Here is a 13650-nt window from a genome sequence, read left to right as displayed (position 1 = left end):
CTTTGTGCTGAGCCGTCGTTTTGCTGTTTTGCTGTTTTTATAGTATGTTCAATTAGGAATGAGACAGCATGACCTACAGCAAAGACCTCAGACAACGAGTCTTGGCTGCGGTTGCGCAGGGAATGCCTCCCACAACCGCTAGTCGCACCTTCCAGGTGAGTCGAGCCACTCTGTACCGCTGGTTAGAGAATCCAACCCCCAAGCCCCTACCCAAGATTCGGACTCGAAAACTCGATCCCAAAAAGCTCCTCGACCATGTGCGACGTTACCCTGATGCCCGCCTGCGAGACCGAGCTGCTGAATTTGGGGTTTGTCCCAGCGCGATCAGCTATCGACTCAAGCAACTGAAGGTGACTTGTAAAAAAAACAGCTTCGCTATCGACAACGCTGCCCGCACCAACGCCAGCTCTACCTCCGTCAGTTGCGGGCGCTAAAACAGGCCGGCTGGTCGATTGTCTACTGCGACGAAAGCGGATTTGAGCCAGATGCCCCTTGTTTGTACGGCTGGTCACCCCGAGGGGTGCCCGTCTATGGAGAGCGGAGTGGCGAGCGTCGTCCAAGAGAAAACCTGCTGGCCGCTCGAACTCGCCAAGAGTGGTTAGCGCCGTTGTTGTTTCCAGGTTCAGTGACAGCGCAATTGTTTGAGCAGTGGTTAAGCGAACAGTTAATTCCGTCGCTGCTTCAACCCTCGGTTTTAGTCCTGGACAATGCGGCGTTTCATCGACCCCACAGGGTAACGGAGTTAATGGAGCAGGCCGGTCATCGAGTGTTGTTTCTGCCGCCTTATTCTCCGGACTTCAATCCGATTGAAGGGGATTTTGCGGCCCTCAAGAAGAAGCGAGCCTATGAGTCAGACGAGACATCCCTGGATGAGCTGGTGGCATCGTACCAGCCCCAAGCGGGTAGACTGTCTCGTTCTTATTTGAAATGACTATAATCCTTGGCCGATCGGGAAGCGATCGGGCGGTGGGGCGATCAGGACTCGTCTGGCCGCAATAGCCGGCCATCGGTCATCACTCATTTCTGCCATTGCTGGCCATCCCGAAAGTTTTGTAGAGTCATGATGGTTGATTGATGTGGTTGCTATGGTTTCTCATCGGTTGTTGGCAGACTCTTTGGCTCCCGCTTGGTCTCGATCGCGATCGGTGGCCCTCCGGCGTTTCGCTGTGCTGGCTTTGGCGATCGCCCTGGGGGGGGGTGTGGCGGCCTGCGGTGGTTCCGCCAACAATGCCAACAATGCCAACAGCTCGACGAACAATGGCATCGTTAACCAAAGGGCCGCTGCGCCTGCGGTGGCGGGTAACTATCCTGTGCAACAGGCCAGCTACAACAACAGCACCGGGGAATATACCCTCATGTTGCTGAATGCGCCGCCGGGGATGAGTCCCTACCGGATCAGCAACTTGCAAATGGCTCAGATTCCGGAAGCTGAAGCCAAAGCGGGCAAAACCAGCTATCTGGCCGTCAGCAGCCCCACGAGTTCTCCGGTGTTGCATCTGCTGCCCACTTTCAAAATTGAAATGTTGAGCGGTGAACCGACCCAAGTGCAACAGGCGGGACTGCAACCCACCTACTGGCAACCGATGCAGCGCGGTGGGGAGTTGGAAATTGACCTCGACTTTTATCAGCCCTACTACTACGTGCCGCCGCCCTATCGATCGGGATCGGTGCTGACGGGATTTGGCGGCTATGGCGGAACCTATGAACAGGCCGCCGGGCAATACCAACAGCGCTACAACGCTCCCCCAGCGCCCGTGCAAAATCGCAACTTCCGCACCACCCAAAATTTGCGACCTTCGCCAGCAAACAGCCCCACCCGCAGCCCTAGCCCCAGCCCCACTTCCCGATCGAGCGGCTTTGGTTCCAACACCAGTGGTTCATCTCCGGCCGCAACGCCCAGCACAACCCCTGACTCCACCACAACCGCCACGCCGTCCAGCGCCACTCGTTCCCCAAGCCGCGATGGCAGCCGATCGACCGGGGCCGGCTTTGGCAGCAGCACCTTTCGATCGTCCGGTTCTTCCGCGCGGGAGCGATCGCGTAGCTCGGGATCTTCCAGTCGGCGCAGTGGTTTTGGCAGCAGTGGCCGTCGCCGCTAGCTGAGTTGCGAGCGAAGCTGACCACGCGGCTGGTTAATTCGCAGCTCCCAGTTGGGGAAATCGGGAGCGCCGCAATCCAGGCTAGAGTGGATCGGGTTCGGCTGCGTTGCAACTCCCATGTCTTTTCTTGATCCTCACCTCAACCTCACACCCTCTTTGCTGGGGTCGATCGCCCTAGTGGCCGCCTGGTTGGGAGCCACCATCTTCACCGCCGAATGGCTCTATCGCCGCCAGGTTGCGGGGCCCGAAGTGGGGCGCAAAGTGGTACATATCAGCACCGGCCATGTGTTGCTCTTGGCCTGGTGGTTGCAAATTCCGGCCTGGGTGGGGATCGCGGCTTCTCTGTTGGCCGCCTTGGGGGCCTGGCTGTCCTATCACCTACCCCTGCTCCCCAGCGTGAACGGCGTGGGTCGCCGGAGTTTGGGCACGCTGTTTTATGCCATCAGCATTGGTCTTGTCATTGCCCTTTGCTGGCCAGCCGATCGCCCCCAATATGCAGCGTTGGGCATTTTGGTCATGGCCTGGGGTGATGGGTTGGCGGCCTTGGTGGGGCAGCGGTTTGGCCGCCATCCATATCAATTAGGCGGCATCACCAAAAGTTGGGAAGGTAGTGCCACCATGGCCATCGTTAGTTTTCTGGTGGCCGCCAGTATTTTGTTTAGCACCCAAGGGTTCAGTTGGCCGGCTGGGGCGATCGCCCTGGGAATTGCCGGGTTGGCAACGGGGTTGGAAGCCTTCTCCAAGTGGGGAATCGACAACCTCACCGTGCCCATTGCGAGCAGCGTGATTGCCCTGTTGGGCGATCGGCTCTGGCTTTGATTGTTGGCTAGTTGGTGCGCTGGTTAGTTGGTGAACCGTTGATTAGCCCAGCGTTGGTTAACCCAAAGCCAGCAGATCCATGCCGCATTGGTCAACCATGATTAGCCCAGCGTTGGTTAACCCAAAGCCAGCAGATCTATGCCGCATTGGTCAACCAAATAGCAAGTGGCGCGGAATCGCAGCCCCATCAACTGTTCATAGAGCGGGTTCAGCTTGCACAGGGGCGGAATCCGAAACAACAAGCGCCCAAACAACTTCACGTCCCGAGCAAAGGGGCATTGGCTGGGGATGAGGCGATAGATCAAAAGGGCCATTTCCCGATCGCGGATTTCAATGCGATCGATGCTGTCACGAAGGAATTGGAGAAGTTGGAACATCTGGAAAGTTGAAGAAAGCTAACAAGTGACGCTGAAGCGTCGTGATTGCAGAGGGGGCACACCGAGTTTGGATGCCGCAGCCACCGACCAAAATTGATGAATGGGGGTAGCCGTTTTGGAAAAACCGTTCAAGTCAGGTTGAGCAATGCTTCAGAGACTCAGATGATGTCTCAACAGGTACAGCGGACAAGCTGCAAACCAAGATCCTGTTTGGCTGGGCACAAAAACAACCAATTTGTTGCGAAAACCGATGAGGCTTTGGGGTAATTTCGCTTCGTGCGATCGAGATTTGACGTGAGAGCAGGCCATACTTCAAGGCTCATTGCAAGATACACTCCCCTTGCCTCGATTTCAGCTTAAAAAGTCTAAGCCAGACCCAGTTAAAGAAACGTATAAAATTTGCCGTTTTTGCGTAAAGACTTGGTGAAGTGGGGGTCTAAAAGCGTGACTTTTGGGGGGTTGCCCTGGAACTTGTTAAGGGCAACTTCATATTAGCATTATTTCTGAAATGTTTCGTAACAGTCCCGATCATGGCTCAAATGACCATCGGCCGCTTGATCGGGGCTGAGCCGCAAATTCAGGGGATCACGTCGTAGGAGCATCCCCTCGATCGATCATGGCCAAACGCGCAATATTTGGCCGTTTAGGGCTGGCTCCGCAGGCACATTTGGGCAAATCAGCGCCAGACTCTGGGGGAGTTACTGCCAAATTGCCGCTTCATTGAGCGCGAATTTGTGCCAAATTTTTAACCGGTTTTGATAACTCGAACTCGATATGAATTTTAGTGGTGAATGATCATTGTGAATTTTGAGCGTCCGTGACCGCCGTGAATCGTGCTGCTGCGTTAGGGCAATGGGGAATGGCTGCGCGTGATTGCAGTGACGATCGGCAAGGGCGATCAACAGTAACGATCGGGAATCAACGCCAGTCTAGGGCACAGAAATGCTGTCGGGAACTGCTTAAAAATTAGGGTTATTGAGAATGAAAATAAGCAATCTTGGATCAAGCCATTGAATATTTCGATGAACGATCGGTGATTATAACGACCCTTTCAATTGACGAATGGGGTGAATTGTCATTAGATAGATTTCATTACAACTCTTAACAAACCTAAGGGCGAGCTAAGGCAATCAGTTTGCAAATTGATTGCGAAATTCGCTTGTCCATCATCAGGTCACTAGTAGCATATGAGACTGATTACGGATTTCGACGGCCCGATCGCGGATGTTTCAGAACGGTATTACCAGGTCTATCAATACTGTTTGCGGGAAATTGCTCGATCGGGTCAGGAAATCCACCGTTTGTCCAAGCGGGAATTTTGGAACCTGAAACGGGCCCAAGTCAAAGAGGCTGAAATTGGTGTGCGATCGGGCTTGGATGGAACCCAAGCGGATCAATTTGCCCAACTGCGGCGGGACACGGTTCACCGCATGGAATATATGTCGCTGGATCAACCGGTTCCCGGTGCAATCCAAGCACTGGAGCGGGCCCAAGACATGGGCTGGGAGCTGGTGGTAATGACGATGCGCCGGGTGCGGGAATTGGATGAAGCGCTGGAGCGGTGTGGCTTGGCGCGGTTCTTCACACCCGATCGCCGCTATTGCCTACCGAATGACTATGTGAAAACCCGCGACGTGGAAGACAAGCCCAAACTCATGGCCAAGGCCATGGGCGAGTTGCCGCCCGCCGCCCTGACCTGGATGGTGGGAGATACGGAGGCGGATATTGCAGCGGCTCGATCGGCTCAAATCCCGATCGTGGGTGTGCTCAGCGGAATTCGCGATCGGGATCGCCTGGAACGGTATGAACCCGACGCGATCGCCCCGAATCTGGCCGGAGCGATCGACTACATCATTGCGAAAACGAACCGAGCCACCAAAACAACGCTGCCGCGCGAAGGTAGCCTGCCGAGAACTGGCTCCTAGGGGCTAGGGTTGCGGGCGATGGGACAGGCTAGCCCTAATCCTGTTGGGCGTTTTTGATGGCCCCAAAGAAACTGGCGATCGTGACAGGGATGCTCAAGCCCAGAATGGTTCCTGTGGTGACGGTTCCCAATTCCGGTTCGCCGGACGTGAGTTCAAACACACAACCCACCGCTGCGATCGCGGCAACGCAGGCGATCGCCAAAAATAAGCCACTCTTAGGAGTCAGCATGGGTTTTGATTTGCTCCGAATTTTTGCTGAATTTTTGCTGAAAAATCTGGGCCGGCATTGGCCTGAACTGGCTTGAGATCGCCTTCTTGAAATGGCTTTCTTGAAATGGCTTTCTTGAAGTAGCCTGGCTGATATCCTCTTGATCCCGCAGGTTTGGGGATTCCGGCCCTAGCCCAGCAACTTCGGTTACTGGGCTAGGCCACGGTGTGAAATCGATTAGCGCAGCTCCTCCGCATTAGCGCACAGGACGCACATCGCCATAGACAAAGCCTTTTTCCTTGAGGGCTGTGGTCAAGGCCAGCTCGTTTTCGACCCGATCGACAAACATCACCCCATTCAGGTGATCCATTTCGTGCTGAATGGCGCGGGCCAAAAGCCCATCGGCCTTGAGGGTGCGCGGGCGGCCCGTTTCGTCTTTGTAGGCCACTTCAATTTGGGTGGGGCGCTCCACATCCAAATAGACTCCCGGGATGCTGAGGCAACCTTCTTGGTCGCATTCCAGGGGGCCGCCTGCGGACTTCACCACGGGGTTGATCAAAATTAGGGGTTCCACATCGGCCTTGTCTGGCTCGATGTCAATCACAATAATTTGCTTGTCGATCGCCACTTGGGGAGCTGCGAGGCCAATGCCGTCAGCGCTGTACATGGTTTTCAGCATGTCTTCAGCGATTTTGCGCACTTCAGCATCCACTTTGGCCACGCGCTTGGCCGGACGACGCAGCACCCGATCGCCCAGGGTGTGGATCTCAAGGGGCGGATTCTTTAGCTTTTTCTTCTCAACCAATACTTTCGCGGTCATGGGTGGGGCGGTCTTTGGCGGTTACCTTTCTGCCTTCCCATCCTATCGAAAGATTGGTTTTTTCCGTGGACTGGTGCTCAGGGTTGCGGCTGGCTGGCAGCAACGCCCGAGTCGCAACCCATTCATGCCCAGGCAGCCGCCTAAGCAGCGGCCGGCGGATCAAAGCGGCCGCGACCACAACAGGGTTCAATGCCCATCCGATCGAGCAGTAGCTCACTCACCGCATTGGCGATCGCAAATTCACTGAAAAAGCTCTTGGAAAAGTCAAACCCCTGCATTTCCGTCAAAATCGCGATCGCAATGCCATCAATATCATCCTCGCCTTCCATGCGTTGACGGATATAGGCATTGGCGGCTACGCGGGCAATTTGGCTGTTCACGGCCTCGGGAATATATTCCGAGTCGAGGAGGTTTGCGAGGGACTGCTCCAGCCATTGGCGTTCGCGATCCAAATCTTCAACGGGGGCCAAAATGACGGGCGGAACGGGTTGGGCCATGCCGATCGCTCTCCTGGTGAAAGAGTCCAATGCTTCTGTAGGCCACCATCTTAGCCAAATTGCGTTGATGGTCGATCCTGGGGGCAATCCCAGTGGTGGTCACTGCCCGATCGCCCCAGGTCGTGAGGCCGGTTTGAACCTGTGTCTTAGGCTAGGAAATGATGATCTAAGAGCGGCGAGCCGTGAACCGACTGACCAAACTGCCCAGACCTTCCCGCACTTGGTCGATCGCCCCTTGCAGCGGCCCAGGCAACACCGATGTGGGTTGAACCGCAAGGGTAATCGGATCGTCCTTGTAGGCCTTAATCCGATAGCCATATTCCAAATTGCCCTGCTGTTTTTTCAGGCGCGGAAAAAGACGGAACGCCCCTTGGCGCAGGTCATTTTCATTGGCAAAGATGGCCTGGTTAATTTGATTGCTGCGGTTCACCGCCAAGGCCCCAACCGGGTACCAGGGTTTCTGGTCTTTGACCCGCACGTAAACTTCAAATTCCGGCATTCCCTTCGATCGCATCTCATCAAGCTGACTGGCAGCGGCGGCGCGGCGATCGTTCGATTTTGCTTTGGGTTGGGCTTTGGGCTTGCCGAATCCGGTGGGGGTTGCCAAGGGTGGGGCCTCCAGGGGGAAACTCAGATTTGAAATGTTTTGTTACGAACCTGCCATCGAGTTTACCCTGCGCTGGGGGCGGGCCACACCTCGCCGAGGGGTACGGATTGCCGTGCTCCCGTGGCGGCGGGCAGGTTGCCGGGGCGATCGAGCAGTCGCCAGTAGCCCAAAACCGCAAAGGCGATCGCCTCCTTGCTGCTGGCACAGAGTCCCCATTGATCCGTGGTTTCCAGCGGGATTGATCCCAAATGCTGTTGCAAACGGGCCCAGAGGGTGCGATTGCGACTGCCGCCCCCACAGACCAAGACCCGATCGGGCAGTTGGGGCAAGTGGTTGCGGTAACTGTCGGCAATGGAACGGGCCGTCAGTTCCGTGAGGCTGGCTAACCAATCGGCATCGGACAGACCCAGGGCGATCGCCGCTTGGCGACTGCGGGCCAACCAGTCCGGGCCAAAGTGCTCGCGTCCCGTGGACTTGGGTGGCTCCTGACTAAAGAAGGGATCCGCCAGCCACTGGGCCACCAGGGAATCTGAAATTTGCCCTTGGGCAGCCCAGGCTCCATCGCGATCGAAGGTTTGGGCCCCGTCCGTTAGATGTTGCACCGCCAAATCCACCAACACATTGCCCGGCCCCGTGTCCCAACCCCAAACGGCCCCCTCCCACGCTGTCAAATTGGCGAACCCCCGCCGAGCCGGGAGATAGGTCACATTGCCAATGCCGCCAATATTTTGCACACAGCGACATTCCTGCTCATCCCCCAACAGGTAAGCATCCACCCGAGGCACTAACGGCGCACCCTGGCCCCCCATGGCCAAGTCGCCCACCCGAAAGTTGCTGACGGTGGTGATGCCGCTCCAGTGGGCGATCGCGCTGCCGCGACCCAACTGCAAGCTGTAGCCCAAGGATTGTTCGTCGGCCGTTTGGGGTGGGCGATGGAACACCGTTTGTCCGTGGGAACCGATGAAGCGAATGGGTTGTGAGTCCGGTTGGGCCGTTTGGATTGTTTTGGCGGCCGCCGCAAATTCCCGAGCGATCGCGTCGTCCAACTGGGCCATGGCCGCCATGGACAGGGATTCACCGGCACAAACCGCCAAAATTTGCGATCGCAAGGCCGCTGGATAGTCAAAGGTTTCGGAACGGAGCAACTTCACCTCCAAGTCCGTTTCCGTCCCCGACAGTTCCACCAATGCCGCATCGATTCCATCAACGGAGGTGCCGCTCATTAACCCGATCGCTCGCATTCCCATGGCCATTTTGGAGGTCTTAAAATTGAAGCTATGCCTTAAATCTAAGCAAATCTAACCGAAATTAAGCATCGGCTCCCAATTCTTTTTAGTCTATAGATTCTGCGGTAGATCCTGTGATAGATCCTGCGGTCAAAAATTCCCGGTTTTTCTGAAGCCCTCTGAAGCCAAATGTCCTATCGACTCTCACCGGCCAAATTAACCACCTACCAAACCTGTCCCGCTCGATATCAATTTCGCTATGAATATAAAATTCCGACGGCGGGTTTTGGAGGCGCGGCCCTGGGGCGATCGCTCCATGGGGCACTCACGCGAATTTACCGCGATTGGGACTATAGCTATCCCCAAAAACCAGGACTCAGTTGGATTGATGCTTGCTGGACTCAGGAAACCGCTGGCCTCACGGAGCGTCAAATTGCTGAGGGCTACGATATTTTGGTGCGCTATTTCCATCACTGGATTGAACCGATCGATCGCTTCCTCAAACCCCTGGCCACGGAGGCAAAAATTCAAGGTCGATTACAAATCAATGATTTGGAATTTGCCCTCACGGGTCGGCTCGATCGCCTCGATTGGTTTGATTTAGATTCCCTTGAGCTAATTGAGTACAAAACCTCACGGCAATTTGTGGAGCCAGATTTCGATCAGCTCACAATGCAAGTGGGCCTCTACGCGATCGCCATCAATCAGCAATGGGAACGAGAGTTGAAATACATCAACCTCATTTTTTTGCGGCCCGGAGAATCGGTGCGAATTCCCGTCACCGAAGAACGGCTAATCGCAGCCCAGGCGGTGATTGCAGACTTGGCCCAGCGATTACGAACCGATCGCGCCTGGGAACCCAATCCCGGAACCCATTGCGATCAGTGTCATTACAAACAATATTGCCCAGCCCAAACCACCAGCCCCGAGCCAATTCCAACACCGAATCATCCCGCTTCAATTCTGCAACTGTCGCTGAATTTGAAACCTTAATGATGGGAATGTTGATGATGAGCGTGATCATGGGAATGGCCATGATGATGGCTGTGGTTGCCACCATGATCATGACTGTGATTGTCCCCATGATTATGACCGTGATCATAACTGTGATCATGGCTATGGCTTTGGTGGTGATGATGCTCGGAATCGAGGCTGGAGCGATCGAACCCAGCGAAATGAATCACAGCGCTGGTTTCTGCCAATAACTCCGTAATTAGAGGATCAACCCAATCCGCTGCCATGGTCAAAAACTCAGGGTGATCATTCACGCAGGGTAATTGTTGATAAACCACCTCAGGATATTGACGCTGGAGCGCTAGGAAAATATGGTCCACATCCAGCAATGTTTCATGGTTTTCGGTGGCAAACCCGATCGGGGCCATCAAAATTGCCTTGGCTCCCAGTTCAATTAAATTGCGAGCAGCCAATTGAGCATTGGGCTGTGTCCAATCGATCATGGGCGTATCGTGATTGAGCCAGCCGATCGAAATCAGGGGGTAGCGAGTGATCAGCTCCCGACGCACCGATTCATACAGGGCTTGGCTTTCGGAAATTCCTGACACAAATCCCTTGGCTTCATGGGGACAACCATGATTCAGCAGCACAATCCCAATTTGCGATGGCAAAAAGTGCGATCGCCAGTCCCGATCAATTTTTTCGCTCACCAACTTTGCCAGCAGTTGAATATAGCTAGCCTGGTCATAAAACGACGGGAGATAGCGCATCGATCGCACCCAATGGGTGTCGCCATCGGTTAACTGACTCAAGGCCCGGTTCACCTGCTCAATGGCAATCCCACTGGTGAAAATAGAGTCCACTACCAGCAAGGGATAAATCAGTAACTTGCTAAATCCCCGATCGCGAATTTCTGCCAAAACTTGCTCGGGCAAATGGGGACGACAAAAGTTAAACGCCTTAAACACCGAGACTCGATCGCCCCAACGTTGTTGGAGTGCTTGCTCAATTCCTGATCGTTGGCGCTCAAAAATTGCATTGTGGGGAGAAATAAATTGACCATGTTGGTGACTCCACTCATGCAAATCAAAGGCCGCCAATAATTTCGCCAGGGGTGGATAAACCCACTGGGGAACCGGTGCAAACTTGGCAGTCAACAGGTTCAAAGCCTGTTCGTTGTAATTGGCAAAATCCGCATAGGACTCCACTTCGCCATAGCCCATCAGCAAAACGGCTACCCGATCGTCGCCGGGCCCGATTTCGACTTCTGATGGGTCGATCGCGCTGATTGGGGTTGCCATCAGGGGGGATTGACCTTCAGCCTTTTGGGAAGACGCAGCCACAACAAATGCCTCGTGGGGGGATTCATTTCTATTATGAAAGCGGAATCAGATTTCAGTTGGTCAATCGGAACCAGTTGAGGGAAATTCTTGAGAAGAAGACAAGTTTCTTTGGAGATCTTGAAGAGAGTTCTTGTCTTTTTGTAATGCTTGATCATTAAACGCAAACATTAATGGGAAATGGGATAACAATCTCCATGAAAAATTCAAATAAGTATGCAAATGCTTGGAGCGCTGGCAATTGTTGCAATGGAATCGGCCAAGCCCCTGATTTTCAACTCCATGGCCCTCAAAATGACGCTCCACTGACTTGCGAGGCTCAAGCGCCCAGACCTCAGCCCCAACGCACCCAGGCCGCCATGCCGATTTGTTGCATTTGTCCCGGCTTTGCGGATCGATCGGCGACGGAACAGTTTTTAGCGGCCACCTGGAAACCCGCCTGGCCCCAGCCCTTGGTGATTTGGGAGGCCACCTATCAGGGCGATCGGGTGCTGGAGGCGCTGCGGGCGATCGATCCCCAACGGGCGATCGGGCTAATTGGCTTCAGTGCAGGCGTGGTGGCAGCCTTGGGAGCCGCCCAGGCTTGGCAGCGGCGCGGTGGGCGAGTGCGGGCGGTGTTTGCCTGGGATGGTTGGGGGGTGGCGCTGCCGGGGGGACTGCCGATTTATCGGTTCAGCCATGATCAATGGACGCACCGCAGTTCCGCTTGGTTGGGGCCCGGGCGGGCGCAGTTTTGGGCTGATCCCCCCTTGGACCATCAGGCTTTTTGGCGATCGCCCGATCGCGCCTGGGGGTGGTGGTCTGTGCCCGATCGGTCCCCCAGCCGCACGACGGCCGCCACCATGCTGCAAACCTATCTCCAAGGTTGGTATGGTCTGGGCGAGGATGGCACAGCTTAAGGGATCAATGTCCTTCAAGGCTTGAAACGACTTAAGGAAGTCAGCCAATGGTTAGGAGTTGAGGCGCGGACGATTTACCACGTCTCGGATCCGTTCCCGTTGATTGGGGCGATCGAACTGCTCCTGGAGCTGCAGCCAGTTTTCCCAGGCTCGATCGCGCTGTTGTTCCAGCAAGCCAGCCCAAACGGGCGCATCAGTGGCCCACTGAATCCCGATCGTTTTCACCAAAAAGTTTTCCAGCACGGCGATATCTTGCAAATCGCCCAACACGGTTTGGATATCGCCAATGGTGTCGAGCAATTGCTCGTAGTCACTGCCATAGAAATCGGTAAAAAGGGCCATTTGGTAGCGCACCCGCTTGGCCACCTTGCGCAGGTCATGAATCACCGCCCACTCCAACAGTGAAAGATCCGTGACCGATCGCCCTTCGGTTTGCACCAACCAGCCGGGATGCATTAACCAGTGGGACAAAACCGGTAACAGCAGGTCGGGAACCACCACCACGGCGGGCCAATCGGCGGCGGGTCGCAAGCGCGGTTGGGCAATCCAACGCCCCAGAGCTGTGTTGATGGCGGGCCATTCGCGTTTTTGCAGGGTTTTGCTGACGCGACCGAAGGCTTTTTGGCGTTGGCCGGCCAGCTCTTCGCGAACCGTTTGCAAAAGGGGCTGTTCTTCCGGGGGCAGGTTTTGCAGGTAGCGATCGCGCAAGGCTTCGTCCATTACGTCCAAATCGCGTAGTTCTCCCAAAATTCTGGCCACTTGCCCCACGGCCCGCTCGCTGGCTCGTTTGGGCAGGTCAATGGCCACGGCAAAACCCACAATGGCCGATCGCAGCCGTCGCAGGGCCACGCGCATTTGGTGTAGCTCTTCGGGATCCTGGTCTTTGAGGACGGCGGCTTCGTGGCGACCGGCCTTGGCCCAATGCTTTTCGATCGCGGTTTGGGCCGTGGCCCCAAGGCTGCGGGAGTTGGGGTTGGCGGGCGAGTCTAGGGGCTGATCGGGCTGATCGCCGGCCACCCGATCGCGATCGCCAGCAGGGCCGCCAGCAGGGTTTGCAGACCGTTCACGACTTCGTTTGTTAACCACGGTTGCTGCTCCTGCCAAGTCGCGCCCACAATACTTTCCACTGTTGTAGCCAGGAATGCGGCGATCGCGCATCCCAAAATTCCGAAGGGAGAAATTAAGCCCACACCCCAGGCCACAAGGGCTTGGGCGATCGAGGCGGCAAAACCGGCCAAGGTTCCTTCCAGGCTGACGGCTCCTTCGGTTCCCGGCGGCACGGGCTGAAAGGAAATCACCGAAAAGGTGCGCCGGCCATAGGCTTTGCCAATTTCGCTGGCGCAGGTGTCGGAGAGTTTGGCGCTGAAGCTGGCGGCATAGGCCAAACTGAGAAGGGGGATCCAGGTTTGGGCGATCGCCTGGTCAGCAGCTAAGGACAACAGCCCGATCGCCCCGGCACAGAGGGCCCCGCCCAGGGCCGATCCCCAAACGTTTTCCGGGCCCCTTGCGCCCGATCGTTTCTCGGCAATGCCAGCGGCTTCCTTGCGAGCCAAACCCACCCGAGTGACGGCCGACCCCGCCAAAAAGTAGAACCCCACCACGGCATAGCCCGGCCAACCCATGCAACCCCACACCAACACACCCAAAATCCAAGCATGGACAATGCCGGCCGGCGTGAGCAGTTTTTTGGGGGCGATCGCCACTAGGGTGAGCAATAGCGTGTTCAGCACCGCGGCCGTGAGCCAAGGGTGTTGGGTCGCTTGCTGGGTAATGGGCGTTGCGATCGCGCTGAAATCCACGGCAGCCTTTTCCTTCAGACTTCTTCTGTCATGCTATCAGGTGGATGGTGGCTCCCTCTGACTTTGGCAATTTCTCTAAA

General features: G+C 55.7%; 16 protein-coding genes. 7 read left to right on the top strand and 9 right to left on the bottom strand.

The annotated features are described in order from the left end of the window. The first annotated feature begins 68 nt into the window (after positions 1-68). From H6G53_RS08200 to H6G53_RS08185, 4 genes are all read left to right on the top strand, one after another. Positions 69-434 carry an IS630 transposase-related protein gene (locus H6G53_RS08200; protein WP_190526237.1) on the top strand — a complete coding sequence of 122 codons (366 nt, stop codon included), beginning with the start codon at positions 69-71 and terminating at the stop codon, positions 432-434. Then, positions 422-931 carry a transposase gene (locus tag H6G53_RS08195; protein WP_190531941.1) on the top strand — a complete coding sequence of 170 codons (510 nt, stop codon included), beginning with the start codon at positions 422-424 and terminating at the stop codon, positions 929-931. Before H6G53_RS08200 ends, H6G53_RS08195 begins: the two co-directional genes overlap by 13 nt. Positions 932-1085: 154 nt before the next feature. Continuing rightward, on the top strand, positions 1086-2099 hold the full coding sequence (locus H6G53_RS08190) for a hypothetical protein (RefSeq protein ID WP_199309180.1): 1014 nt from the start codon (positions 1086-1088) through the stop codon (positions 2097-2099). A 117-nt stretch (positions 2100-2216) separates the two neighbouring features. Further along, on the top strand, positions 2217-2918 hold the full coding sequence (locus tag H6G53_RS08185; RefSeq protein ID WP_099532532.1) for a diacylglycerol/polyprenol kinase family protein: 702 nt from the start codon (positions 2217-2219) through the stop codon (positions 2916-2918). Between the two features lie 116 nt (positions 2919-3034). Here H6G53_RS08185 and H6G53_RS08180 read toward each other — a convergent pair whose 3' ends face one another. Then, positions 3035-3295, bottom strand: coding sequence for a Mo-dependent nitrogenase C-terminal domain-containing protein (locus tag H6G53_RS08180; protein ID WP_190527583.1), 261 nt, complete (start codon positions 3293-3295; stop codon positions 3035-3037). A 1187-nt stretch (positions 3296-4482) separates the two neighbouring features. Here H6G53_RS08180 and H6G53_RS08175 point away from each other — a divergent pair. Beyond that, positions 4483-5220 (top strand): HAD family hydrolase, encoded by a 738-nt coding sequence (locus H6G53_RS08175; RefSeq protein WP_190531939.1) that lies wholly within the window; start codon positions 4483-4485, stop codon positions 5218-5220. Between the two features lie 34 nt (positions 5221-5254). Here H6G53_RS08175 and H6G53_RS08170 read toward each other — a convergent pair whose 3' ends face one another. The 5 genes from H6G53_RS08170 to H6G53_RS08150 all read right to left on the bottom strand — a co-directional run bounded on the left by H6G53_RS08170 (position 5255) and on the right by H6G53_RS08150 (position 8605). After that, positions 5255-5449: a hypothetical protein gene (locus tag H6G53_RS08170; protein ID WP_099532535.1), complete on the bottom strand. Its 195-nt coding sequence runs from the start codon at positions 5447-5449 to the stop codon at positions 5255-5257. A gap of 235 nt (positions 5450-5684) precedes the next feature. Next, on the bottom strand, positions 5685-6248 hold the full coding sequence (def, locus tag H6G53_RS08165) for a peptide deformylase (protein ID WP_099532536.1): 564 nt from the start codon (positions 6246-6248) through the stop codon (positions 5685-5687). 140 nt (positions 6249-6388) lie between these two features. After that, a complete protein-coding gene (locus H6G53_RS08160) occupies positions 6389-6745 on the bottom strand; it encodes a hypothetical protein (protein WP_099532537.1) in 357 nt (118 codons plus the stop codon). 166 nt (positions 6746-6911) lie between these two features. Beyond that, positions 6912-7352, bottom strand: a complete 441-nt coding sequence (locus H6G53_RS08155; protein ID WP_099532538.1) for an HHL1-like protein — start codon at positions 7350-7352, stop codon at positions 6912-6914. Positions 7353-7414: 62 nt separating this feature from the next. Continuing rightward, positions 7415-8605 (bottom strand): anhydro-N-acetylmuramic acid kinase, encoded by a 1191-nt coding sequence (locus H6G53_RS08150; RefSeq protein ID WP_190531937.1) that lies wholly within the window; start codon positions 8603-8605, stop codon positions 7415-7417. Between the two features lie 162 nt (positions 8606-8767). Here H6G53_RS08150 and H6G53_RS08145 point away from each other — a divergent pair, with 162 nt between their 5' ends. After that, positions 8768-9571 carry a PD-(D/E)XK nuclease family protein gene (locus tag H6G53_RS08145; protein WP_190531935.1) on the top strand — a complete coding sequence of 268 codons (804 nt, stop codon included), beginning with the start codon at positions 8768-8770 and terminating at the stop codon, positions 9569-9571. On the opposite strand, the gene H6G53_RS08140 is transcribed toward H6G53_RS08145, so the two are convergent. Further along, positions 9568-10833, bottom strand: coding sequence for a ferrochelatase (locus tag H6G53_RS08140; RefSeq protein WP_242030792.1), 1266 nt, complete (start codon positions 10831-10833; stop codon positions 9568-9570). The two genes, H6G53_RS08145 and H6G53_RS08140, sit on opposite strands and share 4 nt — an antisense overlap. 398 nt (positions 10834-11231) lie before the next feature. On the opposite strand from H6G53_RS08140, the gene H6G53_RS08135 reads away from it, so the two are divergent. Next, complete coding sequence (locus H6G53_RS08135) at positions 11232-11771, top strand: hypothetical protein (protein WP_190531933.1); 540 nt, start codon at positions 11232-11234, stop codon at positions 11769-11771. 51 nt (positions 11772-11822) lie between these two features. Here the strand turns inward: H6G53_RS08135 and H6G53_RS08130 are convergent, their stop codons facing one another. Both H6G53_RS08130 and H6G53_RS08125 read right to left on the bottom strand, forming a co-directional pair. Continuing rightward, positions 11823-12857: a CHAD domain-containing protein gene (locus H6G53_RS08130; protein WP_190531931.1), complete on the bottom strand. Its 1035-nt coding sequence runs from the start codon at positions 12855-12857 to the stop codon at positions 11823-11825. Beyond that, on the bottom strand, positions 12758-13543 hold the full coding sequence (locus tag H6G53_RS08125) for a TIGR00297 family protein (protein ID WP_099532579.1): 786 nt from the start codon (positions 13541-13543) through the stop codon (positions 12758-12760). Before H6G53_RS08125 ends, H6G53_RS08130 begins: the two co-directional genes overlap by 100 nt. Between the last annotated feature and the right edge of the window lie 107 nt (positions 13544-13650).

The organism is Limnothrix sp. FACHB-406 (assembly GCF_014698235.1).
Lineage (GTDB): Bacteria > Cyanobacteriota > Cyanobacteriia > CACIAM-69d > CACIAM-69d > CACIAM-69d.
Note: the sequence above shows the minus strand (reverse complement) of the source record. Positions and strands in the feature narration are given on the sequence as shown.

Bases quoted from the DNA above. Each gene is read 5' to 3' on its own strand.
- H6G53_RS08190 (WP_199309180.1), top strand. From the start codon at position 1,086: ATGGTTTCTCATCGGTTGTTGGCAGACTCTTTGGCTCCCGCTTGGTCT.
- H6G53_RS08175 (WP_190531939.1), top strand. From the start codon at position 4,483: ATGAGACTGATTACGGATTTCGACGGCCCGATCGCGGATGTTTCAGAA.
- H6G53_RS08170 (WP_099532535.1), bottom strand. From the start codon at position 5,449: ATGCTGACTCCTAAGAGTGGCTTATTTTTGGCGATCGCCTGCGTTGCC.
- H6G53_RS08135 (WP_190531933.1), top strand. From the start codon at position 11,232: ATGCCGATTTGTTGCATTTGTCCCGGCTTTGCGGATCGATCGGCGACG.
- H6G53_RS08180 (WP_190527583.1), bottom strand. From the start codon at position 3,295: ATGTTCCAACTTCTCCAATTCCTTCGTGACAGCATCGATCGCATTGAA.
- H6G53_RS08145 (WP_190531935.1), top strand. From the start codon at position 8,768: ATGTCCTATCGACTCTCACCGGCCAAATTAACCACCTACCAAACCTGT.
- def (WP_099532536.1), bottom strand. From the start codon at position 6,248: ATGACCGCGAAAGTATTGGTTGAGAAGAAAAAGCTAAAGAATCCGCCC.
- H6G53_RS08150 (WP_190531937.1), bottom strand. From the start codon at position 8,605: ATGGCCATGGGAATGCGAGCGATCGGGTTAATGAGCGGCACCTCCGTT.
- H6G53_RS08200 (WP_190526237.1), top strand. From the start codon at position 69: ATGACCTACAGCAAAGACCTCAGACAACGAGTCTTGGCTGCGGTTGCG.
- H6G53_RS08185 (WP_099532532.1), top strand. From the start codon at position 2,217: ATGTCTTTTCTTGATCCTCACCTCAACCTCACACCCTCTTTGCTGGGG.
- H6G53_RS08140 (WP_242030792.1), bottom strand. From the start codon at position 10,833: ATGGCAACCCCAATCAGCGCGATCGACCCATCAGAAGTCGAAATCGGG.
- H6G53_RS08160 (WP_099532537.1), bottom strand. From the start codon at position 6,745: ATGGCCCAACCCGTTCCGCCCGTCATTTTGGCCCCCGTTGAAGATTTG.